Annotated in this window: 20 protein-coding genes and 1 tRNA gene; 15 read left to right on the top strand and 6 right to left on the bottom strand. The window is 68.0% G+C overall.

Annotated features, from left to right (window positions below; translation table 11 throughout):
- The first annotated feature begins 52 nt into the window (after positions 1–52).
- The gene (locus tag A5699_RS18950; protein WP_067772151.1) at positions 53–1,387 is read left to right on the top strand and encodes an MFS transporter; all 1,335 of its coding nucleotides are present in this window, start codon (positions 53–55) and stop codon (positions 1,385–1,387) included.
- Here A5699_RS18950 and A5699_RS18945 read toward each other — a convergent pair.
- Both A5699_RS18945 and A5699_RS18940 read right to left on the bottom strand, forming a co-directional pair.
- Positions 1,384–2,118: a GntR family transcriptional regulator gene (locus A5699_RS18945; RefSeq protein ID WP_067772148.1), complete on the bottom strand. Its 735-nt coding sequence runs from the start codon at positions 2,116–2,118 to the stop codon at positions 1,384–1,386. The genes A5699_RS18950 and A5699_RS18945 overlap by 4 nt on opposite strands.
- A 65-nt stretch (positions 2,119–2,183) precedes the next feature.
- Positions 2,184–2,939 (bottom strand): SDR family NAD(P)-dependent oxidoreductase, encoded by a 756-nt coding sequence (locus tag A5699_RS18940; RefSeq protein ID WP_067772145.1) that lies wholly within the window; start codon positions 2,937–2,939, stop codon positions 2,184–2,186.
- A gap of 46 nt (positions 2,940–2,985) precedes the next feature.
- On the opposite strand from A5699_RS18940, the gene A5699_RS18935 reads away from it, so the two are divergent.
- A complete protein-coding gene (locus A5699_RS18935; protein WP_067772246.1) occupies positions 2,986–3,594 on the top strand; it encodes a histidine phosphatase family protein in 609 nt (202 codons plus the stop codon).
- A 9-nt stretch (positions 3,595–3,603) separates the two neighbouring features.
- Positions 3,604–4,617, top strand: coding sequence for a phosphotransferase family protein (locus tag A5699_RS18930; protein ID WP_067772142.1), 1,014 nt, complete (start codon positions 3,604–3,606; stop codon positions 4,615–4,617).
- Positions 4,618–4,619: 2 nt separating this feature from the next.
- Here A5699_RS18930 and A5699_RS18925 read toward each other — a convergent pair whose 3' ends face one another.
- The gene (locus tag A5699_RS18925) at positions 4,620–5,012 is read right to left on the bottom strand and encodes a lipopolysaccharide assembly LapA domain-containing protein (RefSeq protein WP_067772139.1); all 393 of its coding nucleotides are present in this window, start codon (positions 5,010–5,012) and stop codon (positions 4,620–4,622) included.
- A gap of 154 nt (positions 5,013–5,166) precedes the next feature.
- Here A5699_RS18925 and A5699_RS18920 point away from each other — a divergent pair, with 154 nt between their 5' ends.
- Genes A5699_RS18920 through A5699_RS18900 form a run of 5 tightly spaced genes read left to right on the top strand, consistent with a single transcriptional unit; the run spans position 5,167 to position 9,239 of the window.
- The gene (locus tag A5699_RS18920; RefSeq protein ID WP_067772243.1) at positions 5,167–6,081 is read left to right on the top strand and encodes an ABC transporter substrate-binding protein; all 915 of its coding nucleotides are present in this window, start codon (positions 5,167–5,169) and stop codon (positions 6,079–6,081) included.
- The gene (locus tag A5699_RS18915; RefSeq protein ID WP_067772137.1) at positions 6,078–7,190 is read left to right on the top strand and encodes an ABC transporter ATP-binding protein; all 1,113 of its coding nucleotides are present in this window, start codon (positions 6,078–6,080) and stop codon (positions 7,188–7,190) included. Before A5699_RS18920 ends, A5699_RS18915 begins: the two co-directional genes overlap by 4 nt.
- Complete coding sequence (locus A5699_RS18910; protein ID WP_067772240.1) at positions 7,190–7,861, top strand: ABC transporter permease; 672 nt, start codon at positions 7,190–7,192, stop codon at positions 7,859–7,861. Before A5699_RS18915 ends, A5699_RS18910 begins: the two co-directional genes overlap by 1 nt.
- Positions 7,858–8,652 carry an ABC transporter permease gene (locus A5699_RS18905; RefSeq protein ID WP_067772134.1) on the top strand — a complete coding sequence of 265 codons (795 nt, stop codon included), beginning with the start codon at positions 7,858–7,860 and terminating at the stop codon, positions 8,650–8,652. Before A5699_RS18910 ends, A5699_RS18905 begins: the two co-directional genes overlap by 4 nt.
- Positions 8,649–9,239 carry a putative glycolipid-binding domain-containing protein gene (locus A5699_RS18900; protein ID WP_067772130.1) on the top strand — a complete coding sequence of 197 codons (591 nt, stop codon included), beginning with the start codon at positions 8,649–8,651 and terminating at the stop codon, positions 9,237–9,239. Before A5699_RS18905 ends, A5699_RS18900 begins: the two co-directional genes overlap by 4 nt.
- On the opposite strand, the gene A5699_RS18895 is transcribed toward A5699_RS18900, so the two are convergent.
- The gene (locus A5699_RS18895) at positions 9,202–10,146 is read right to left on the bottom strand and encodes a prephenate dehydrogenase (RefSeq protein WP_067772127.1); all 945 of its coding nucleotides are present in this window, start codon (positions 10,144–10,146) and stop codon (positions 9,202–9,204) included. The two genes, A5699_RS18900 and A5699_RS18895, sit on opposite strands and share 38 nt — an antisense overlap.
- 99 nt (positions 10,147–10,245) lie before the next feature.
- On the opposite strand from A5699_RS18895, the gene A5699_RS18890 reads away from it, so the two are divergent.
- From A5699_RS18890 to A5699_RS18880, 3 genes are all read left to right on the top strand, one after another.
- Positions 10,246–10,752, top strand: coding sequence for a tRNA adenosine deaminase-associated protein (locus A5699_RS18890; protein ID WP_067772125.1), 507 nt, complete (start codon positions 10,246–10,248; stop codon positions 10,750–10,752).
- Positions 10,749–11,204 carry a nucleoside deaminase gene (locus A5699_RS18885; protein ID WP_067772122.1) on the top strand — a complete coding sequence of 152 codons (456 nt, stop codon included), beginning with the start codon at positions 10,749–10,751 and terminating at the stop codon, positions 11,202–11,204. Before A5699_RS18890 ends, A5699_RS18885 begins: the two co-directional genes overlap by 4 nt.
- Positions 11,205–11,337: 133 nt before the next feature.
- Positions 11,338–11,428, top strand: a tRNA-Ser gene (locus A5699_RS18880).
- Positions 11,429–11,544: 116 nt separating this feature from the next.
- Here the strand turns inward: A5699_RS18880 and A5699_RS18875 are convergent.
- On the bottom strand, positions 11,545–12,132 hold the full coding sequence (locus tag A5699_RS18875; RefSeq protein WP_231965762.1) for a nitroreductase family deazaflavin-dependent oxidoreductase: 588 nt from the start codon (positions 12,130–12,132) through the stop codon (positions 11,545–11,547).
- An 85-nt stretch (positions 12,133–12,217) separates the two neighbouring features.
- Between A5699_RS18875 and A5699_RS18870 the strand changes: the two genes are divergently transcribed.
- The 4 genes from A5699_RS18870 (at position 12,218) to A5699_RS18855 (ending at position 17,936) form a co-directional block, all read left to right on the top strand.
- Positions 12,218–13,573, top strand: a complete 1,356-nt coding sequence (locus A5699_RS18870) for a wax ester/triacylglycerol synthase family O-acyltransferase (protein ID WP_067772237.1) — start codon at positions 12,218–12,220, stop codon at positions 13,571–13,573.
- A gap of 87 nt (positions 13,574–13,660) precedes the next feature.
- Positions 13,661–15,880, top strand: coding sequence for a propanediol/glycerol family dehydratase large subunit (locus A5699_RS18865; protein ID WP_067772235.1), 2,220 nt, complete (start codon positions 13,661–13,663; stop codon positions 15,878–15,880).
- Positions 15,877–16,212, top strand: coding sequence for a diol dehydratase small subunit (locus tag A5699_RS18860; protein WP_067772116.1), 336 nt, complete (start codon positions 15,877–15,879; stop codon positions 16,210–16,212). Before A5699_RS18865 ends, A5699_RS18860 begins: the two co-directional genes overlap by 4 nt.
- On the top strand, positions 16,209–17,936 hold the full coding sequence (locus tag A5699_RS18855) for a diol dehydratase reactivase ATPase-like domain-containing protein (protein ID WP_067772113.1): 1,728 nt from the start codon (positions 16,209–16,211) through the stop codon (positions 17,934–17,936). The genes A5699_RS18860 and A5699_RS18855 overlap by 4 nt, the downstream gene beginning before the upstream one ends.
- Here the strand turns inward: A5699_RS18855 and A5699_RS18850 are convergent.
- Positions 17,913–19,691 carry a penicillin-binding transpeptidase domain-containing protein gene (locus A5699_RS18850; RefSeq protein ID WP_067772109.1) on the bottom strand — a complete coding sequence of 593 codons (1,779 nt, stop codon included), beginning with the start codon at positions 19,689–19,691 and terminating at the stop codon, positions 17,913–17,915. The genes A5699_RS18855 and A5699_RS18850 overlap by 24 nt on opposite strands.
- Between the last annotated feature and the right edge of the window lie 27 nt (positions 19,692–19,718).

The following is a 19,718-nucleotide window of genomic DNA, read 5'->3' as shown; positions in this document are numbered from 1 at the left end:
CCCCGGCCCGTCAGCACACCGTCTGCAGCACACCCACCAGAGGTGCATTCTCATGACCCAAGCAACGACTTCCACCGACCCGTCAACCGCTGTGCGCTACCGCCGTTGGCGGATACAGATCTTCGCCGTCACCTGGATCGCCTATGCCGGCTTCTATTTCACCCGACAGGCCTTCTCGGTGGCCAAACTGGGCATTCTCGAAGACCCGATTCTCAGCACCAGCCTGACCAAGAGCACCCTGGCCAACCTCGACGCCGCCTACCTCGCGGCGTATGCCGCCGGGCAGTTCGTCTGGGGCCAGGTTTCCGACCGGTTCGGTCCCCGGGTGGTGATCCTCGGTGGCCTGGCGATCTCGGCGGTCGCCACCGTGTTCATGGGCTTGCTGCCCGCGCTGGTGTTCCTGCTGCCGCTCATGATCGTCCAAGGGCTGGCCCAGTCCACCGGTTGGTCCCCGACGCTGAGCAACATGGCCCAGTTCTTCTCGATCGGAGAACGCGGCCGCGTGCTGGGCCTGTGGAGCACCAACTACGCATTCGGCGGTCTGGTGGCCGCTCCGGTCCTGGGGTGGGCCGCCTATGACGTCTTCGGCTCATGGCGGGCGGCGTTCTTCACCGGGGCTGCCGTGGTGGCCGGGGTGTTCGTCCTCGTCCTGATGCTCCAGCGCAACCGGCCGCAGGATGTCGGGCTGCCGCCGATCGAGGAGTACCGCGCGGGTCAGGATGCCCGAGAAGGCGTCGAACTCGACGACTCGCCCGACGCGGAGGCCGTCGCAGAACCGAAGGCGTCCTGGCGCGACTCGCTGTCGGTCGTGCTGCGTGACCGGATGGTGAGAACCCTTGGTGCGTCGTATTTTCTGCTGAAACCGGCGCGGTACGCGATCTTGCTGTGGGGCCCGGTGATCGTCGCCGAACGTCTCGCCGACGGGGACAAGTTCCAGGCCGTGACGATCCCGGTGGCATTCGGCGTCGCCGGCGTCGTCGCCCCGATCCTGCTGGGCCGGATCTCCGACCGGGTGTTCAGTGCACGGCGCGTGCCCGCCTGCGTGATCAGCCTGGGGATCCTGGTGGCGGTGCTGGCCTTGTTTGGCCCGCTGACCGCGACCGGAAACGCCTGGGTCATGGTGATCGTGCTCGGCGTGATCGGCCTGAGCGTCTACGGCGCCGACGCGATGATCTCCTGCGTCGCGGCGGTCGACTTCGGAACCTCCAAGCATGCCGGCACTGCGGCCGGGTTCATCAACTGCTGCGGTTCGGTCGGCGCGATCCTGGGTGGGTTGCTCCCCGGCTACCTCGGCACCTCGGCCCTGTTCTACGGATTTGCCGGTGCTGCACTGCTTTCCATGCTGCTGCTCCTGCCGCACTGGAACCGGATGCCGGCCGCGGACTAACCGGCGGGCGAGAACTTGGTGCGCGCGTTGACGATGCTGAACATGACCATGTCGGGGCGGTACCGGTCGTCGGCACATTCGAACACCACGCCATGCTGATCGCGGGAGACCCGACGCTCACGCAGAAGCGGGCTGCCGGGCGGGATTCCGAGGTTGGCGGCGTCCTCGGGCCCGGCGGCCACTGCGTCGAGCACGTGCTCCATCGAGTCGAAGTACACGCCACGGCCGGCCAGGTAATCGGTCATCGAGCCGGAGTCCGTGTCGAACTCGAACAGCATCGAACCCACGGAGTCGATGAACGTGCTGCGCTCGATCATCGCCGGTTCACCGTCGAGAAGCCGCACCCGCAGCACGTCGACCACGAAGTCCTCAGCCGTCAAACCCAAAGCCTCGATTGCGGTTTCGGACGGGCGGCGCCGGGCCACCTCGATCGTGCGGTTACCTGCGGTGCGTCCGGCGCGCTCGGCCCACTGGGTGAACGGGGTGAACGTGTCCAGGGTCTGGGTGGCGTCGTGGCTGCGCACCACCGCGGGTTTGCCGCGGGACACCCGGATCAGCCCTTCGTTCTTCAGCGTGGCCAGGGCCTGGCGCACCGGCCCGCGGGATACGTCGAACTCGGCACACAGCGCGCTCTCGGCGGGCAGCGGCTGACCGATGGCGTAGTCCCGCCGTCTGATGCGCCGGCGAAGTTCGGCCGCGACGTGTTCGTGGCGCGACCGCGGCTCCGACATCGCTCCACCCTCCGGTCAGGTTGTCATGACAAGTTTGCTGTCTGAGTCACCATACCGTGCGCGGCTCAGGGCAGGCCGCCATCCACCCGCAGGATCGAACCGGTGGTGAAGCTCGACGCGTCCGACATCAGAAACAGTGCCGCACCGACGATTTCGGGCGGATTGCCGACCCGCTGCAAAGCCAGGTGGCCGAACGGCTCACCGGTCATGTCCCAGGACTTGCTGACGTCGGTGAGGAACGGTCCGGCCATCAGAGTGTTGACCCGCACGGTCGGACCGAAGGCCTTGGCCAGCCCTTCGGTCATAGCGTTCAACCCGGCCTTGGCCGCGGCGTACGGCAGCATGTACTGGTCGGGGCGCAGGGATCCGGACGAGCTGACGTTGATAATCGCGCCGCCGCCGTCGGCCACCATGCGCTCACCGAGCAACGCCGAGAGCCGGAACGGCCCTTTGAGATTCAGGTTGAACACCGAGTCGAAGAGTTTCTCGGTCACCGCGCCCAACGATTCGTACAGCGGTGACATCCCCGCGTTGTTGACCAATACGTCGACCTTCCCGAACCGGTCATAGGCGGCCTCGACCAACCCGTCGAGTTGATCCCACCGGCCCACATGCACGGCATACGGCAGGGCGGCCCGACCCGTGGCGGCCACGATCTCCTCGGCCGTGGTGACACAGGAATCCAGGTTGCGGCTCGCGATCACCACATCGGCGCCGCAGCGCGCCGCCCCCATCGCGATCTCCCGGCCGAGGCCCCGGCTGCCACCGGTGACCAGGACGACCCGGCCGCTCAGATCGAACAACTCGTCGGCGTATCCCATGTTGACCCTCTCCGGCCGTCGCGCACCGCGGCCCTATGGTGGCACGGTGCAACTGCTTCTGGTCCGACATGCTCTACCGCTGCGCAGCGAGCCGGGTCAAGGGTCCGACCCCGACCTGTCGCCGGACGGTCTCGCCCAAGCCGAGCGCCTTCCGGCCGCGCTGTCCCGGTTCCCGGTCAGCCGGCTGGTCAGCAGCCCGCAGCGGCGCGCCATCCAGACCGCCGGACCGCTGTCGAAGGCACTGGGCCTGCCGGTCGATGTCGACGAGCGACTCGCCGAGTACGACCGCGACATGTCGCATTACGTCCCGATCGAGGACATCGCCAAGGAAAACCCCGAGGAATTGGCCCGCCTGGCCAGCGGTCACCTGCCCAGCAGCGTGGACGAGACGGCGTTTCTGGCGCGCATTGGTGCCGCCGTCGAGGACCTGGTCACCGCAGGCAGCCATGACGAGACGGTCGCGGTGTTCAGCCACGGCGGGGTGATCAATGTGTTGCTGCACCGGATCCTGCAGACCGAGCGGTTGCTGTCGTTCCATGTGGACTACGCCTCGGTGACCCGGGTGCTGTCGTCGCGCTCGGGGCGGCTGGCCGTCGCGTCGGTCAACGGCACCGAACATGTATGGGATCTGCTGCCGAGAAATCTAACCTGGTAAACAAAGACCGTGACGAATCTCGAGGGGCTCGACCTCATCGCCCTGGACCGGCACCTGCGTTCCGAGGGCATCGCCCGCAGCGGTGAGCTCCGCGCTGAACTCATCGCCGGCGGCCGATCCAACCTCACCTTCCGGGTGTACGACGACGCCTCGGCGTGGGTGCTGCGCCGTCCGCCGCTGCACGGTCTGACTCCCTCGGCACACGACATGGCCCGCGAGTACAAGGTGGTGGCGGCGCTGGCCGGTACCGCCGTCCCCGTCGCCCGCGCGGTGACCATGCGCAACGACGACTCGGTGTTGGGGGCGCCGTTCCAGATGGTCGAGCACGTCGAGGGCCGGGTGGTGCGCACCGCCCCAGAACTCGAAGCGTTGGGGGATCAGAGCGTGATCGACGGCTGCGTCGACGCGCTGATCCAGGCGCTGGCCGACCTGCACGCGGTCGATCCGGCCGAGGTCGGCCTCGGAGACTTCGGCAAACCCGACGGCTACCTGGCCCGCCAGGTGCGCCGCTGGGGCTCGCAGTGGGACCTGGTCCGGTTACCCGACGATCCGCGCGACGACGACGTCAAACGCCTGCATCAGGCGCTGTCCGAGGCGGTTCCGCCGCAGAGCGGCACCTCGATCGTGCACGGGGACTACCGGATCGACAACACGATCCTCGACGCCCAGGACGCCACCGTGGTGCGCGCGGTGCTCGACTGGGAAATGTCGACCCTCGGTGACCCGCTGTCCGACACCGCGCTGATGTGTGTGTACCGCGACCCGATGTTCGGCCACGTCCATGCCGACGCCGCCTGGACCTCCGAGTTACTGCCCACGGCCGACGAACTGGCCAACCGGTACGCCAAGGTGTCCGGGCGCGAGCTGGCGCACTGGGACTTCTACATGGCGCTGGCCGATTTCAAGCTGGCCATCATCGCCGCCGGCATCGACTATCGACGGCGCGAGGGGGCCGACGGCCCCGAGCATGTCGGCGAGGCCGTGGCACCTCTGATCGCGGCGGGCCTGCGCGCCGTGGGCTAGCGTCAGCCGCGCTGGGCGGCCTTGAAATTCTTCTTGGCGGCCCGGCGCAACTGGAAGATCCGCGCCGACCCGGCGGCCACGGTCAACAACCCGCCGGCCACCGCCGCGCCCAAGATGGCCACGCCCGTCGGCAACGACCAGTGCCAGCCGAGGAACGTCAGCGGCACCGGCTCGGTGTTCTGCGCGATGAAGATCAACAGCACGATCAGCACCAGGAAACCCAGGATCAGTGCTGTCCACAAGGCCGCGGCGCGGGTGAGCTTGGGTTCGGTGGCCTTACCGGATTTGGCAGGCGTTTTGCCGGGCTCGGGTTTGCCGTCGTCGGGCAGTGGCGTACCCGGTGTGTACGGCGCCGGCTCTGGCAAATCGGGCGATACAGGTTGATCGCTGGTCATTCTGCCATCTTTGCCCCTAACGGCGGCAAAGCAAACACCCCGAGGTAAAGCGGGCGGCATGTCGGGTGTGGGCGTTAGGGTCGTCAGTGGCTGATCGTCGAGCCGCCGTCGCCGAAAGGACGCGCCTGTGCCGCGCAGAACCCTGGCCACCGCGATGACCCTGCTCGCCCTGGTGCTGCCGTGGGCTGTGGCGTGCGGCAGCGCGAATCCGCTGGGTGGTGGAGAGATCTCGGGTGATCTGTTGACGATCACCGTCGGGTCTGCCGACTTCCCGGAGTCCAAGATCGTCGCCGAGATCTACGCCCAGGCCTTGGAGGCCAACGACTTTCAGGTCCGCCGACAGTTCGGCATCGGCAGCCGGGAGACGTATGTGCCTGCGGTGCAGGATCACTCGATCGATCTGATTCCCGAATACACCGGCAACCTGCTGCAGTATTTCGACGAGCACACCACCGCCACCACCCCGGACGCCGTGCTGCTGGCCCTGTTCAAGGCGTTGCCCGGGGATCTGTCGATCCTGTCGCCCTCACCGGCCGAGGACAAGGACACCCTGGCCGTCACCGCCGAGACCGCCCAGCGCTGGAATCTGAAGACGATCGCGGACCTGGCCGCCCATTCGGCCGAGGTGAAAGTCGGTGCACCGTCGGAATTCCAGACCCGTCAGACCGGTCTGGTCGGCCTGAAGTCGCGGTACGGCCTCGACATCGCCCCGGCCAATTTCGTCGCGATCAGCGATGGCGGCGGCCCGGCCACCGTGCAGGCACTCAACAGCGGCGCCGTCACCGCGGCGAACATCTTCAGCACCTCACCGGCGATCGAGCAGCACAATCTGGTGGTCCTGGAAGATCCGAAGAACGCCTTCCTGGCCGCCAACGTGGTGCCGTTGGTCGCCTCGCAGAAGAAGTCGGACGAACTCAAGACCGTGCTCGACGCGGTGTCGGCCAAACTCACCACCGAAGCATTGATCGAACTGAACACCGCAGTAGAGGGCAACGCCGGCGTCGACCCGGACGAGGCCGCCGAAAAGTGGGTGCGGGACAACGGTTTCGACAAGCCGGTGACCAGATGATCAGCTTCGAGAACGTCACCAAGCAGTATCCCGACGGCACCGTCGCCGTCGACAATCTCAATCTCGAAGTGGCACAGGGCACGTTGACGGTCTTCGTCGGACCGTCAGGCTGCGGCAAGACGACCTCGATGCGGATGATCAACCGGATGATCGATCCGACGTCGGGCACCGTCACCGTCAACGGGGACGACATCAGCACCGTCGACCCGGTCAAGCTGCGGCTCGGTATCGGCTATGTGATCCAGAGTGCCGGGTTGATGCCGCACCTGCGGGTGGTGGACAACGTCGCGACGGTTCCGGTGCTGCGGGGTGAATCCCGGCGCAGCGCCCGCAAGGCCGCGATCGGGGTGATGGAGCGGGTGGGGCTGGACCCGAAACTGGCTGACCGTTACCCGGCGCAGCTGTCCGGCGGGCAGCAGCAGCGCGTCGGGGTGGCCCGGGCCTTGGCCGCCGACCCGCCGATCCTGTTGATGGACGAGCCGTTCAGCGCCGTCGACCCGGTGGTGCGGGAGGATCTTCAGACCGAGATCCTGCGGTTGCAGAGCGAACTGCGCAAGACGATCGTGTTCGTCACGCACGACGTCGACGAGGCGATCAAACTCGCCGACCTGGTGGCCGTCTTCGGTCGCGGGGGAGTGCTGCAGCAATACGATTCGCCCGGCCGGCTGTTGTCCAATCCGGCCAACGATCTGGTGGCCGGGATCGTCGGCGCCGACCGCGGCTACCGCGGGTTGCAGTTCTTCCATGCCACCGGGCTGCCGTTGCACACCATTCGTCATGTCGCCGAGGCCGAACTCGACGGGCTGCAGCTCGGTCCTGCGGACTGGGTGCTGATCACCAGGCCCGACGGCTCCCCGTACGGCTGGGTGAACGCCGAGGGCGTCACCGTGCATCGGGCCGGAAAATCGTTGTACGACAGCACGATTGCCGGAGGTTCGCTGTTTCGGCCGGACGGCACCCTGCGTCAGGCGCTGGACGCGGCACTGTCCTCACCCTCGGGCCTGGGTGTCGCCGTCGACGCCGACGGGCAGGTGATCGGCGGCGTGCGGGCTGAAGACGTGCTGGCAGCCCTGAAGACTCAACGGCAGATCCCGGCATTGGAGCCGTGATGCGGTACCTGCTGAACCACCTCGACGACCTGTGGACACTGACGGTCGTGCACCTGCGGTTGTCGCTCGTGCCGATCGTGCTCGGTCTGCTGATCGCGGTCCCGTTGGGCGCGGCGGTTCAGCGCACCACGACGCTGCGGCGTCTGACCACCCTGACCGCCAGCATCATCTTCACCATCCCGTCGCTGGCATTGTTCGTGGTGCTGCCGCTGGTCATCCCGACCCGCATCCTGGACGAGGCCAATGTCATTGTGGCGCTGACGCTTTACACCACGGCCCTGTTGGTGCGGGCAGTTCCGGAGGCGCTCGACGCGGTAGGAGAGCCGGTGCGTGACGCCGCCACCGCGATCGGTTACCGGCCATTGGTACGGATGCTCAAGGTGGAACTTCCGCTGGCCATCCCGGTGCTGGTGGCCGGTCTGCGGGTGGTCGCCGTCACCAACATCTCGATGGTGTCGGTCGGTTCGGTGATCGGCATCGGGGGTCTGGGCACCTGGTTCACCGAGGGCTATCAGTCCAACAAGAGCGACCAGATCATCGCCGGGATCATCGCGATCTTCGTGGTGGCCATCGTCATCGACACGCTCATCATGCTCACGGGACGGGCGATCACACCGTGGACCCGCACCGCGCGCGGCCCGCGAACTCCCCGGATTCGGGCCGCGGCATGAACTTTCTGCAGCAGGCCCTCGACTTCATCTTCACCGCCGCCAATTGGGCCGGGCCCGCCGGCCTCGGTGCCCGTCTGCTCGAGCACCTCGAGTACACCGTCGTCGCGGTGGTGGCCTCGGCGCTGATCGCGATTCCCGTCGGCCTGCTCATCGGGCACACCGGGCGGGGCACCTTCCTCGTCGTCACCGGGGTCAATGCGTTGCGCGCGCTACCCACCCTCGGTGTGCTGTTGCTCGGCGTGCTGTTGTGGGGGCTCGGGCTGGTGCCGCCGACGGTCGCGCTGATGCTGCTGGGTATCCCGCCGCTGCTGGCCGGCACCTATGCCGGCGTCGCGAATGTCGATCCCACCGTGGTGGACGCGGCCCGGTCGATGGGCATGACCGAACGCCGGGTGCTGCTGCGGGTCGAGGTGCCCAACGCGCTGCCGCTGATCCTGGGCGGGCTGCGCACCGCGACGTTGCAGATCGTGGCGACCGCGACGGTGGCTGCCTACGCCAGCCTCGGTGGGCTCGGCCGGTATCTGATCGACGGGATCAAGGTGCGCCAGTTCCACGTCGCGTTGGTGGGTGCGCTCATGGTGACCGCGCTGGCCCTGATCCTCGATGCCGCACTTGCGTTCGCGGTGTGGCTGTCGGTGCCCGGTCGTGGCCGGTTGGGAGGATGGCGCCGGATGCCGCAGCCGTTGCTCGACGACGAGGTGGTGCTCGACTCGAGGTCCGCGCGGGCCGACCGCGGGAGTTCTGGACTCGACTACAACGGCCGAGCGGCGTCGCATACGGTAGGAGGGTGAGTGACCAGAAGGACAGTGCCTGGCCTGCGGTGTTGACGTGGCGGGCGCACGAGGAACCTCGGATGGAATCGGTTCGGGTTCAGTTGTCGGGCAACCGGATCAAGGCGTACGGCCGGATTGTGGCTGCCGCCACCGAGGCTCACCCGGCGTTCTCTGCTTCCTATGACCTGGTCACCGATGAGACGGGCGCCACCAAGCGGCTCTCGCTGTCGGTCACCCTGGCCGAGCGCGAGCGTCAGCTCTCCATCGCGCGTGACGAGGAGAACATGTGGCTGGTGCAGGATCACAACCAGACCAAACGGTCGGACTTCGGTGGTGCGCTCGATGTCGACGTCGTGTTCAGCCCGTTCTTCAACGCACTGCCGATCCGGCGGACCGGCCTGCATCAGCAAGCTGAGACGGTGACCGTCCCGGTGGTCTATGTGCGGTTGCCGGACTTCTCGGTGGAGCCGGCCAACATCACGTACCGCAGTACCGGCGAGCCCGGGGCCGGGATGAAGCTGCACTCGCCGATCGCCGACACCACCATCACGGTGGACGCCGACGGCTTCATCCTGGATTACCCAGGACTGGCTGAGCGGATCTGATCACCCCGCCGGCGCGTCCGGCGGCCGCCAACTCGGCGCGCCAGTTGTTGACGCCGACCACCGTGGTGATGATCTCGGGCCGGCTGAAGCTGTCATAACGCATGCGGGCGGCGTGACCCGTCTCGACCAGATCGGCCACCGAGCCCGTGGCCGCCAACGTGTCCTTGGCGCGGGTGAGCAGTTCGATGCCGTGCTCCAAGGCGGGCAGTAGTTGGTCGGCATTGGCCTCACACATGGCGCGCACCAGGTCGGGTGCGCTGGCCGCCACCCGTGTGCCGTCACGGAAAGAGCCGGCCGCCAGCGCGAAGGCCAGCGGCACCTCGCCGGCGATCTGGGCCAGCGTTTCGGCGAACATGTGCGGCAGGTGGGAGATGGTGGCCGCGGCGGCGTCGTGCTCATCGGAGCGGGCCGGCACCACGACCGCGTGGCAATCCAGCGCCAGCTGCGCGACCAGTGTCCACACTTTCGCGTCGACGTGATCGTCGACGCTGACCACCCACGGCGCGCCGGTGAACAGCTTCGCGTCGCCGGCCGCCCAGCCCGAGTGCGCGGTGCCCGCCATCGGATGGCCGCCGACGAAGTTCGGCAGCAATCCGAACCTGCCGACCTCTTCCAGGACTGCGCCCTTGACACTCGTGACGTCGGTCAGCGGGCACTGCGGCGCGGTATCGCGGACGTGCTCGAGCAGCTGCGGCAGCGCGGGCATCGGCACGGCCAGCACGATCAGGGCGTTGCGGTCGGCGGCCCGGCGCAGCGCCTCGCCGAGGTTCTCGGTGGCGTCGAAACCGTCGAACTTCGCGGCCGCGACGGCTTCCACCGACCGGTTGTAGCCAAAAACCTCACGGCCGGTCCGGGCGGCGGCGCGCATGAGGGAACCGCCGATGAGGCCGAGACCCAGCACGCACACGGGTGTGTTCGTCACGCTTCAAGGTTGGCATACCGGTGCTGGTGGTGCCGAGGGTGATCCCTGGTCAAAAACGCTGGTCGGCGACTACCGTAGGCGGGCATGGGAGCACAGCGTGCGCCGGCAGACCTGCCCGATGGCTTCGGGGTGGCCGTTGTTCGTGAGGACGGCAAGTGGCGGTGTGCCCCCATGCGGTCCTCCTCGCTGAAGAGCTTGACTGCCGCGGAGACCGAGCTGCGTGAACTGCGCAGCTCCGGTGCGGTCTTCGGGCTGCTCGACGTCGATGACGAATTCTTCGTGATCGTTCGGCCGGCACCTGGGCGGACCCGGCTGCTGCTGTCGGATGCCACCGCCGCGCTGGACTACGACATCGCCGCCGAGGCCTTGGAGAACCTCGACGCCGACCTCGAAGAAGAGGACCTCGAGGACACAGACCCGTTCGAGGAGGGCGATCTGTCGGTGCTGTCCGACATCGGTCTGCATGAGGATGTGCTCGGCGTGATCCTGTCCGAGATCGACCTGTACGCCGATGAGCAGATCGGCCGGATCGCCCGTGAGATGGGCTTCGCCGATGAGCTGGCCGCGGTGCTCGACCGGCTGGGACGGTGAGGGCCTCAGACGAGGCCTTGATCCGCAGCGCGCTGGAAGCTGCGCGTACCGCCGGCCCGCGCGATGTGCCGATCGGCGCAGTGGTGTTCGCGGCCGACGGCACCGAGCTGGCCCGGGCCGCCAACGTCCGTGAGGCCATCGGGGATCCGACCGGGCATGCCGAGATCGTGGCGATGCGCGAGGCCGCCCGGGTGCTCGGCGACGGGTGGCGGTTGGAAGGTGCGACGCTGGCGGTGACCGTCGAACCGTGCACGATGTGCGCGGGCGCGTTGGTGTTGGCCCGGGTGGCGCGGGTGGTGTTCGGCGCGTGGGAACCCAAGACCGGGGCGGTCGGCTCGCTGTGGGACGTGGTGCGTGATCGCCGGCTCAATCACCGTCCCGAGGTGGTCGGCGGGGTGCTGGCCGACGAGTGCGCGGGGTTGCTGGAGGAGTTCTTCGCGGCCCAGCGGTGAGACCCTCGCCGAGCGTGAAGTTGATTGCGAGTTTTCGCCCGTTCTTCGCCATCTTCTTCACACTCGCGGACCGAGTGTGAGCGCCGGAGGCACGATTAGGGCTTGACGGCCCTCTCCCGGTAAGCTGCCACACGGTGGCGTGTCCGAGCGGCCTAAGGAGCACGCCTCGAAAGCGTGTGACGGGTAACCCCCGTCCGAGGGTTCAAATCCCTCCGCCACCGCCATAGAAACCCGCACCTGTTCTCGCAGGTAGCGGGTTTTTTGCGGTGCGGCGGCTTCGGGGTGGCACCACGATCCTGTGGACTGTGTGTGGCGCTGGACCTCCTCGGCGGACTCTCCCTCACGTCCCGCTCACCGGCGACAACCGCAACACCGGGATGGTCCGGATCCCTTCGGTGCGTCGTTCGTAGGTGTCCCACCCCTTGTTCAACCGGTCGGCGGCCAGGGCATAGAGCCGGTCGCGGTCGGCACCGGTGGCCTCTCGCGCCATGAACGCCCCGCCGCGTGGCCCGATGTGCAGCTCGCATTCCGGGTGCGCGAGCAGGTTGTGATACCAGCCTGGGTGCTTGCCACCGCCGTAGTTCGAGGCGATCAGCACGACGTCGTCGCCGTCGGTGAAATACGCCAGCGGGGTTTCATACTTCTTGCCGCTGCGGGCTCCGGTGGCGGTGAGGACCAGTACCGGGATGCCCACGCTCAACCGCACCCGCCCATGCGTCGCCTTCATCACCGGCGCCTCCAGCGGCACCACGAACCGTCGCCACAGCGCCGCGGCCTTTTCCGTGGTGAACACCTTGCCGCCGGTCCACCAGGCGAGCTGCCGTTTCCAGCGGGGCCGAGCCCGAAGGTCGACCCGGGGGATGCCGTTGAGGGAGCCGGTCATGCCGCCGCGATCGGGAACGGGTTGGCGAGAAGTAGGGCCCGGCATGGATAGATCTTGAGCGCCTCACGGCGTCGACGCATGAGTAGCCGGCTACTTGTTTTGCCTGGTTTTGGCCGCGTTGAATGTGTTCATGGAACTGATGTCGCCGACCGATTCGATGTTTCTGATCGCCGAGACCCGGGAGCATCCGTTCCACGTCGGCGGCCTCGCGCTCTACGAACCTCCGGCCGGCGCGGACCGCGAATTCGTGCGGGAGTTGCACGAGGACATGGTGGCCCACACGGAATTCGAGCCGGTGTTCCGCAAGCACCCGGCCACGATCCTCGGTGGGATCGCCAACGTCGGCTGGACCTACGACGACGACGTCGACCTGGACTACCACCTCCGCCGCTCGGCGCTGCCGACCCCGGGCCGGGTGCGGGATCTACTGGAGCTGACGTCGCGGCTGCACGGTGGCCTGCTCGACCGGCACCGTCCGCTGTGGGAGGCGCACCTGATCGAGGGGCTCGCCGACGGCCGGTTCGCGGTGTACACGAAGATGCACCACTCGTTGATCGACGGAGTGTCGGCGCTCAAGTTGCTGATGCGCACGCTGTCGGAAGATCCGGCCGACACCGAGGTGCGGGTGCCGTGGGCGGTGCCGCGCAAGAAGCGTCCGCGCGAGAGTGCGTCATTGAGGCAAACCGCCTCGGATGCGCTCGGCTCGGTCGCCGGGTTGGCACCGTCGACGGTCAAGCTGGCCCGCTCGGCGCTGCTGGAGCAGCAGCTCACGTTGCCGTTCGCGGCACCCAAGACCATGTTCAACGTCAAGATCGGTGGCGCGCGCCGGGTGGCGGCGCAGTCGTGGCCGTTGGAGCGGTTCCAGCGCATCTCGCGGGCCGCCGGTTTCACCGTCAACGACGTGGTGCTCGCGGTGTGCGCCGGGGCGTTGCGGGCCTACCTGTTGGAGCAGGATGCACTGCCCGACCGATCGCTGATCGCGATGGTGCCGGTAAGTCTGCGCGCCGAGCACGAGGCCGACGCCGGAGGCAATATGGTCGGCACGGTGCTGTGCAATTTGGGCACCGACCTCGAGGATCCGGCGGACCGGCTCACGGCGGTCGGCGAGTCGATGCGCGGCAACAAGCAAGTGTTCTCGGAGTTGCCGCGGGTTCAGGCCCTGGCACTGTCGGCGATGATGATCGCCCCACTCGGCCTCAATGCGTTCCCCGGTTTCGTCAAGGCCACGTCGCCGCCGTTCAACCTCGTCATCTCCAATGTGCCGGGCCCGCGAAACCCCTTGTACTGGAAGGGCGCCCGGCTCGACGGCAACTACCCACTGTCGATCGCGCTGGACGGGCAGGCTATGAACATCACGCTGGCCACCAACGCCGACAATCTGGATTTCGGCCTGGTCGGTTGCCGGCGCAGTGTGCCCCACCTGCAGCGGATGCTCAGCCATCTGGAGGATTCCCTCAAGGCCCTTGAGGTGGCGACGGGCTCCTGACCCAAAGGCGCAATGGGTAGACCAAATAGTGTTCCTCGCGCAAAATGGTCTCCCGTGACGGACGACGGCGGTGCCTACCTCGGCAGGATGCGGATCCTGGATGCGAAACCGGTGAACCTCGACGGGTTCAGCGTCGCGAATCCCGATCTCGGTCTGGCCGCGATGGCCAGTCCGAACGATCCGGAACCGTCGCTGGTCATCGTCGACGGACAGGTCGTCGAGATGGACGGCAAAGCCGTGGCGGACTTCGACGTGATCGACGAGTTCATCGCCCGCTACGGACTGGACCTCGATGTCGCGGCGGAAGCGATGGCGCTCAGCGATGTCGAGCTGGCCCGGATGACCGTCGACCTCAACGTGCCGCGCGCCGAGGTGGTGCGGCTGATCGGCGGGACCACCCCGGCCAAGCTGACCAAGGTCATCGCGCTGCTCAGCCCGGTCGAGATCCAGATGGCGATGGCCAAGATGCGGGTCCGGCGCACTCCCAGCAACCAGGCACACGTCACCAATCAGCTCGACGATCCGATGCTGATCGCCGCCGACGCGGCCAGTGCGGTGGCCTACGGGTTCCGTGAGGTGGAGACGACGGTGCCGGTGCTCGGCGACGCGTCGTCGAATGCCGTTGCGCTGCTGATCGGTTCGCAGGTCGGCGTTCCCGGCGCGATGGCACAATGTGCGATCGAGGAGGCGCTGGAGCTGCGGCTCGGCATGCGCGGGCTGACCAGCTACGCCGAGACCATCTCCATCTACGGCACCGAGCAGGTGTTCGTCGACGGTGACGACACCCCGTTCTCCAAGGCGATCCTGACGAGCGCCTACGCCTCGCGCGGTTTGAAGATGCGCGTCACCAGCGGTGGTGGCGCCGAGGTGTTGATGGGGGCGGCCGAGAAATGCTCGATCCTCTACCTGGAGTCGCGCTGCGTGTCGCTGGCTCGCGCCCTGGGCGCGCAAGGCGTGCAGAACGGCGGCATCGACGGGGTCGGGGTGGTGGCCTCGGTACCCGAGGGCATGAAGGAACTGCTCGCCGAGAACCTCATGGTGATGATGCGGGATCTGGAATCGTGTGCCGGTAACGACAACCTGATCTCCGAATCCGACATCCGCCGCAGCGCGCACACCCTGCCGGTGCTGCTGGCCGGTGCAGATTTCATCTTCTCGGGCTTCGGCTCCATTCCGCGCTACGACAACGCGTTCGCGCTGTCCAACTTCAACTCCGACGACATGGACGATTTCCTTGTCCTGCAACGGGACTGGGGAGCCGACGGCGGACTGCGCACCGTGACGCCGGGGCATCTGGCCACGGTGCGACGACGCGCGGCGACGGCCGTGCAGGCGGTGTACCGCGACCTCGGCCTGGCCGATTTCGACGACAGCCACATCGAGGAAGTGGTGGTCGCCAACGGCTCGCGTGATCTGCCGCCCGGCGATCCGAAGGCCGTCGCGGAGGCAGCCAACGCGATCGAGGCCAAGCAACTCACCGTGTTCGACGTCGTCGCGTCGCTGCACCGCACCGGCTACACCCAAGAAGCCGAGGCCATCATGCGGCTCACCGCCGAACGGTTGCGCGGCGATCAGCTGCAGACGTCGGCGATCTTCGACGAGAGCTTCCGGGTGCTGTCGAAGATCACCGATCCGAATGACTATGCCGGTCCGGGAACGGGTTACACGCTCACCGACGAGCGCCGCGCCGAGATCGACAACATCCGCCAGCAGCGCAGCGCCGCCGAACTCACCACCGATCAGGCCGAGCATGCCGGCCACCTCGTGGTCACCGACGTCGAACCGGCCCGCCAGGGCAGCGACCCCCGTGAGGTGGTCATCGGGCTGTCACCGGCGCTGGGCCGCAGTGTCTGGCTGAGCCTGTGCGGCCTGCCGATCGGCGAGGTCATCCGACAGCTGTGCGCCGGCCTGGAGGAGGAGGGCTGCGTGCCGCGGTTCGTCCGGGTGCGCTCGACGATCGACGTCGGACTCATCGGCCTGACCGCGGCCAAGCTGTCGGGCTCGGGCATCGGAATCGGATTGCAAGGCAAGGGAACCGCGCTCATCCACCGGCGGGATCTGGCGCCGCTGGCCAACCTCGAGTTGTTCAGCGTGGCCCCGCTGCTGACCGCGCGTAATTACCGCGAACTCGGCCGTAACGCCGCCCGGCACGCCAAGGGCATGGCGCCGGTGCCCATCCTCACCGGCGGCACCGACGAGTCGATCTCGGCCCGCTATCACGCCCGGGCGGTGGCTCTGGTGGCGTTGGAGCGTGAGGCGAGCGAGCCGGGACAGCCCCCGGTGACCGTGGAGGTGCGACGGGCATGAGCGAGCAGAGATTCACCGTCGCCGCCGCCGTCGACGGCAAGCTCGACCTGTCGGATCTGCGGATGGACCCGGCGGTGCTGGCCCATCAGGCCGTCGTGGCCGAGGAGCACGGCAATCCGCAACTCGCCGAGAATTTCCTGCGCGCAGCCGAATTGGCGATTATCGACGACGAAGAGGTGATGGGCCTGTACGAGGCGCTGCGGCCGCACCGTTCCACCGCCGCCGAACTCGACGCGCTGCAGGCCTCGCTGGAGAGCCGAGGCGCAGCCCGCTGTGCGGAACTCGTGCGCCAGGCGGCTGCGGTCTACGCCCGCCGAGGCCTGTTGCGGTGACCCCGACCGGACGCGTGGTCGCCGGGATCGACGTGGGCAACCACACCACCGAGATCGTCCTGGCCCGGATTGTCGATGGTCGGGTCGAGCCGATCACCCACGGCCAGGCGCCGACCCGGGGCCGCAAGGGGTCTCGGGAGTCGCTCGAGGGGGCGGCCGCGCTGCTGCACCGCATCGAGGTCGACGCCGGGATCGTCGCCGACGAACTGGTGCTCTCGGCCATCCGGCCGGTCGACACCGAGACCGCACCGCTGGCTCCCGCACCATCGCCACGCGCACCGGTACGAAGCCTGCGCAAACCCGACGCCAGCACCCCGGCCGGCACCGGTTACGCGGTGGGCCGGCACGTCCCGCTGCAGCACCTCACCGGGCAGCCTTACGAGGGCCCGGTGATCGTCTCGGTGGATGCCGACACCGACTTCGAAGTGGCCGCCGCCGGGATCACCGACGCCGTCGATCGGGGGTGGACCGTCGTCGGTGTGCTGGCTGCCCAGGACGATGCGGTGTTGATTCGCAACCGCATTCACCTCGACGTTCCGGTGGTCGACGAGGTGCTCCTGGACGGATTGGCCCCCGATGCGCTGGTGGCGGTGGAGGTGGTGGCCGAGGGCCGTGCCTACCGCGCCCTGGCCGATCCGATTGCGCTGTGCGCCGCATTGGAACTGGGCCATGAGCAGATTCACGACGTGGCCGCGTTCACCAGGGAGCTGTCCGACTCACCGGCGATCGCGGTGACACCACGCACCGAGCCGCCGGAACCGCCCGCAATGGACGACGACTACGTCGAGTTCCGCACCGATGGCAAGGTGACGCGCTACTCGCCCGCGCAGGCCCACACCCTGCTGCGGCACGAACCGCCGGGCAGCGTGGTGCGGGTACGGCTGCGGTCGATACCGACCGCCGATCACGAGATGCCCGTCGACGACGCCTTTTTCACCGACCTCACCGCGCTGGACAACGGAACCTGGCTGCGGCGCGGCATCGCCGAGGCCCGCGGCACGGTGGTGGCGCTGCTGGCCGCCGACCACGTCGAGGACGCCGCGGCCACCCTGGCCGAATTGACCGGGCGGCCGGCCCGCACCCTCGCCGGAGAACCGGAAGCGGCGGCCCGTGGTGCCCGCACCACGCCTGGCCTGCCGCCGGACTCGGTGGTGTGCGATATCGGCGGTGGCACCATCGATCTCGTCGGCACCGAGCACGCGGTGACGGCCGCAGGCGCGGGGGAGACGATCACGGTGGCGGTGGCCCGGATGCTCAACATCCCCAAGGCGCTGGCCGAGCGGGTCAAGCGCCACCCGGCGATCCGCGTCGAAGGCCCGCACGTCGCGCATGAGGAGGACGGGCGGCGCCTGTTTCTCGACGCCCCGGCCCCTGCTGACGCGATCGGCCGCCTATGTACCCGCGGCACCGCCGGGTTGGTGCCGTTCTCCACCAAACTCGCCGCCGAGGAATGGCGCAGCCTCCGGCTGGCGATCAAACAGGAGACCGTGGCCGCCAACATCGCCCGCTGCCTGAGGGTTTTCGAGAAGATGCCGACCGCGCTGGTGCTCGCCGGTGGCGGGGCCCTCGACGACGAGCTGTTGCGCACCGTCGGTGAATCCCTGCGCAGCGTCAACGTGGTGGTGGGACGAGCCAACATCGACGGCGTGCACGGTCCCCGGTTCGCCGTGGCCTCGGGGTTGGTCCATCTCTGTGCGGAGTCAGCCGGCGAGCGCGGGGCGTAAGAAGTCCCCGGAGATCTGCACCGCCGGTGTCGAGCTGTCGCCGCCCACCACCAGGGTGGCGAAGGCGATGTCACCGGCGATGCCGGCGAACCAGCCGTGCGAATGGGTGTTATCGCCGAATTCCGCCGTCCCGGTCTTGCCGCCCAGATCGGCGATGTCGCGCAGCTGCGTGGCGGTGCCCTCGGTCACGGTCTTGCGCATCATGTCGCGCAGCGCCGAGGTCACGTCGGCCGGCAGCGTCACCGATTCGGCGTCGGCAGTGACCTTTTCGCCGTCCACCAGACTCGGCAGGATCGTCGAGCCGTGCGCCAAACTGGCCTCGGCCACCGCGAGACCGAACGGGCTGACCGTCACGGTGCCCTGACCGATACCGTTCTCCACTTTCTGGGCCGCGTTGTCCGCGTTGGGCACTCGGCCCGTCACCGTGGTCAGGCCCGGGATCGTGAAGTCCACGCCGATACCGAACTGCCGCGCGGTGTTGGTCAGTGCATCACCGGGAAGCTTGTCCGACAGCGCCGCCATGCTGGTGTTGCAGGAATGGGAGAAGGCCGACGCCAACGGGACGGTGCCCAAGTCGAACTCGTCGTCGTTGGGGATCGTGCGGTTCTCGATGGTCAATCGGCCCGGACAGGCCACCGGGGTTTCCGGCGTCGCCAGCCCTGCTTCCAGTGCGGCCGCGGTCGTGATGGTCTTGAACGTCGACCCCGGCGGATACAAACCCGAAAAGGCAATGGCGCCTTGTGGATCCGCGGCGGCGTTCTGTGCGGCGGCCAGGATACCGCCCGTCGATCCGGAGATCGCCACCAGTACCGCGGGGCGGGTCTCCGTGGCGACGGCCTGCTGGGCCAGCAGCTGAAGCCGCAGATCCAGCGTCGTGCGCAGCGGGTCGGTCTCTGCCGGTGGCTGCGAGGCCAGCCGTTGCGCCGCCGCACCCTTCCCGTCCACCAGGTAGACCGACCAACCTGCCCCCTTGGTGATCCGGTCATGCCACAGCTGCTGCAGACCGCCGATGGCCGGCGAGGACAGCTGCCGGTCCGCCGTCAGCAGTTCCCCTTGTTCGGCCACCGTGACCCCCGGAAGCTGGCCGAGTTGGTCACGCACCGTGGCGAGGTCGTCTTCGCGCAACTTCATCACCGTCACGCGGTCATCGGAGGACGACGTGAACTGTGCGCCGATGGATTCGGCGGTGGTGGAGGCGTCGAACGGGGCCAGCAGCGCGGCCAGCGGCGCCACGGACTCCAGGTGCGCGCGGTCCAGGGTGATCACCCCTACGGTCTGCCACGTCATCAGCGGCTGGCCGGTGCGGTCGAGCACCGGAGTCTGCAGATCACTGTCGGTGCTGTACTGGAACGTCAAGCCGTCCTGCAGCTTTCGGTGGAGGAGGGTCGGCGACCAGGTGATCAGCCAGTCGTCTCCCGTTTTGGCGGCGGTGCCGGTGGTGTCGTAGTCGAACCCGCGTCCCTCACCCCATGACCACTGGTACTTGAGGGTCGCGCCGGTCTCGTCGTCGGTATCGGCACCCACCTTCACCGCGGCCGCCTCGCCCATGCCGTCGAACATCGAGGTGATTGCCGCCTCTGCCGCTGCCGGGTCATCGGTCTGCGCGGCGGCAGCGTGAGCGTCTTTGCGCTGCAACGCGTCGGCGAACGCGGCAAAGCGGTCAGCCGGGTCCGGCGCCGACGAGCATCCCACGATGGAGAGCAACAAGCCGAGCAACAGCAGCACGATGCTGGCGGGACGGTGCCGTCGAATCATGCCCCCAGCTTTCCAGCTGGGCGTGCC

This window comes from Mycobacterium sp. E802 (genome assembly GCF_001666875.1).
Taxonomy (GTDB): Bacteria; Actinomycetota; Actinomycetes; order Mycobacteriales; family Mycobacteriaceae; genus Mycobacterium.
This window is presented reverse-complemented; position numbering and strand designations above follow the sequence as displayed.

Excerpts from the sequence above, each read along its gene's own strand:
- A5699_RS18865 (WP_067772235.1), top strand. The coding sequence starts at position 13,661 with ATGCGGATCCTGGATGCGAAACCGGTGAACCTCGACGGGTTCAGCGTC.
- A5699_RS18920 (WP_067772243.1), top strand. The coding sequence starts at position 5,167 with ATGACCCTGCTCGCCCTGGTGCTGCCGTGGGCTGTGGCGTGCGGCAGC.
- A5699_RS18915 (WP_067772137.1), top strand. The coding sequence starts at position 6,078 with ATGATCAGCTTCGAGAACGTCACCAAGCAGTATCCCGACGGCACCGTC.
- A5699_RS18950 (WP_067772151.1), top strand. The coding sequence starts at position 53 with ATGACCCAAGCAACGACTTCCACCGACCCGTCAACCGCTGTGCGCTAC.
- A5699_RS18890 (WP_067772125.1), top strand. The coding sequence starts at position 10,246 with ATGGGAGCACAGCGTGCGCCGGCAGACCTGCCCGATGGCTTCGGGGTG.
- A5699_RS18870 (WP_067772237.1), top strand. The coding sequence starts at position 12,218 with ATGGAACTGATGTCGCCGACCGATTCGATGTTTCTGATCGCCGAGACC.
- A5699_RS18945 (WP_067772148.1), bottom strand. The coding sequence starts at position 2,118 with ATGTCGGAGCCGCGGTCGCGCCACGAACACGTCGCGGCCGAACTTCGC.
- A5699_RS18925 (WP_067772139.1), bottom strand. The coding sequence starts at position 5,012 with ATGACCAGCGATCAACCTGTATCGCCCGATTTGCCAGAGCCGGCGCCG.
- A5699_RS18905 (WP_067772134.1), top strand. The coding sequence starts at position 7,858 with ATGAACTTTCTGCAGCAGGCCCTCGACTTCATCTTCACCGCCGCCAAT.
- A5699_RS18875 (WP_231965762.1), bottom strand. The coding sequence starts at position 12,132 with ATGCCGGGCCCTACTTCTCGCCAACCCGTTCCCGATCGCGGCGGCATG.
- A5699_RS18850 (WP_067772109.1), bottom strand. The coding sequence starts at position 19,691 with ATGATTCGACGGCACCGTCCCGCCAGCATCGTGCTGCTGTTGCTCGGC.
- A5699_RS18940 (WP_067772145.1), bottom strand. The coding sequence starts at position 2,939 with ATGGGATACGCCGACGAGTTGTTCGATCTGAGCGGCCGGGTCGTCCTG.
- A5699_RS18910 (WP_067772240.1), top strand. The coding sequence starts at position 7,190 with ATGCGGTACCTGCTGAACCACCTCGACGACCTGTGGACACTGACGGTC.
- A5699_RS18860 (WP_067772116.1), top strand. The coding sequence starts at position 15,877 with ATGAGCGAGCAGAGATTCACCGTCGCCGCCGCCGTCGACGGCAAGCTC.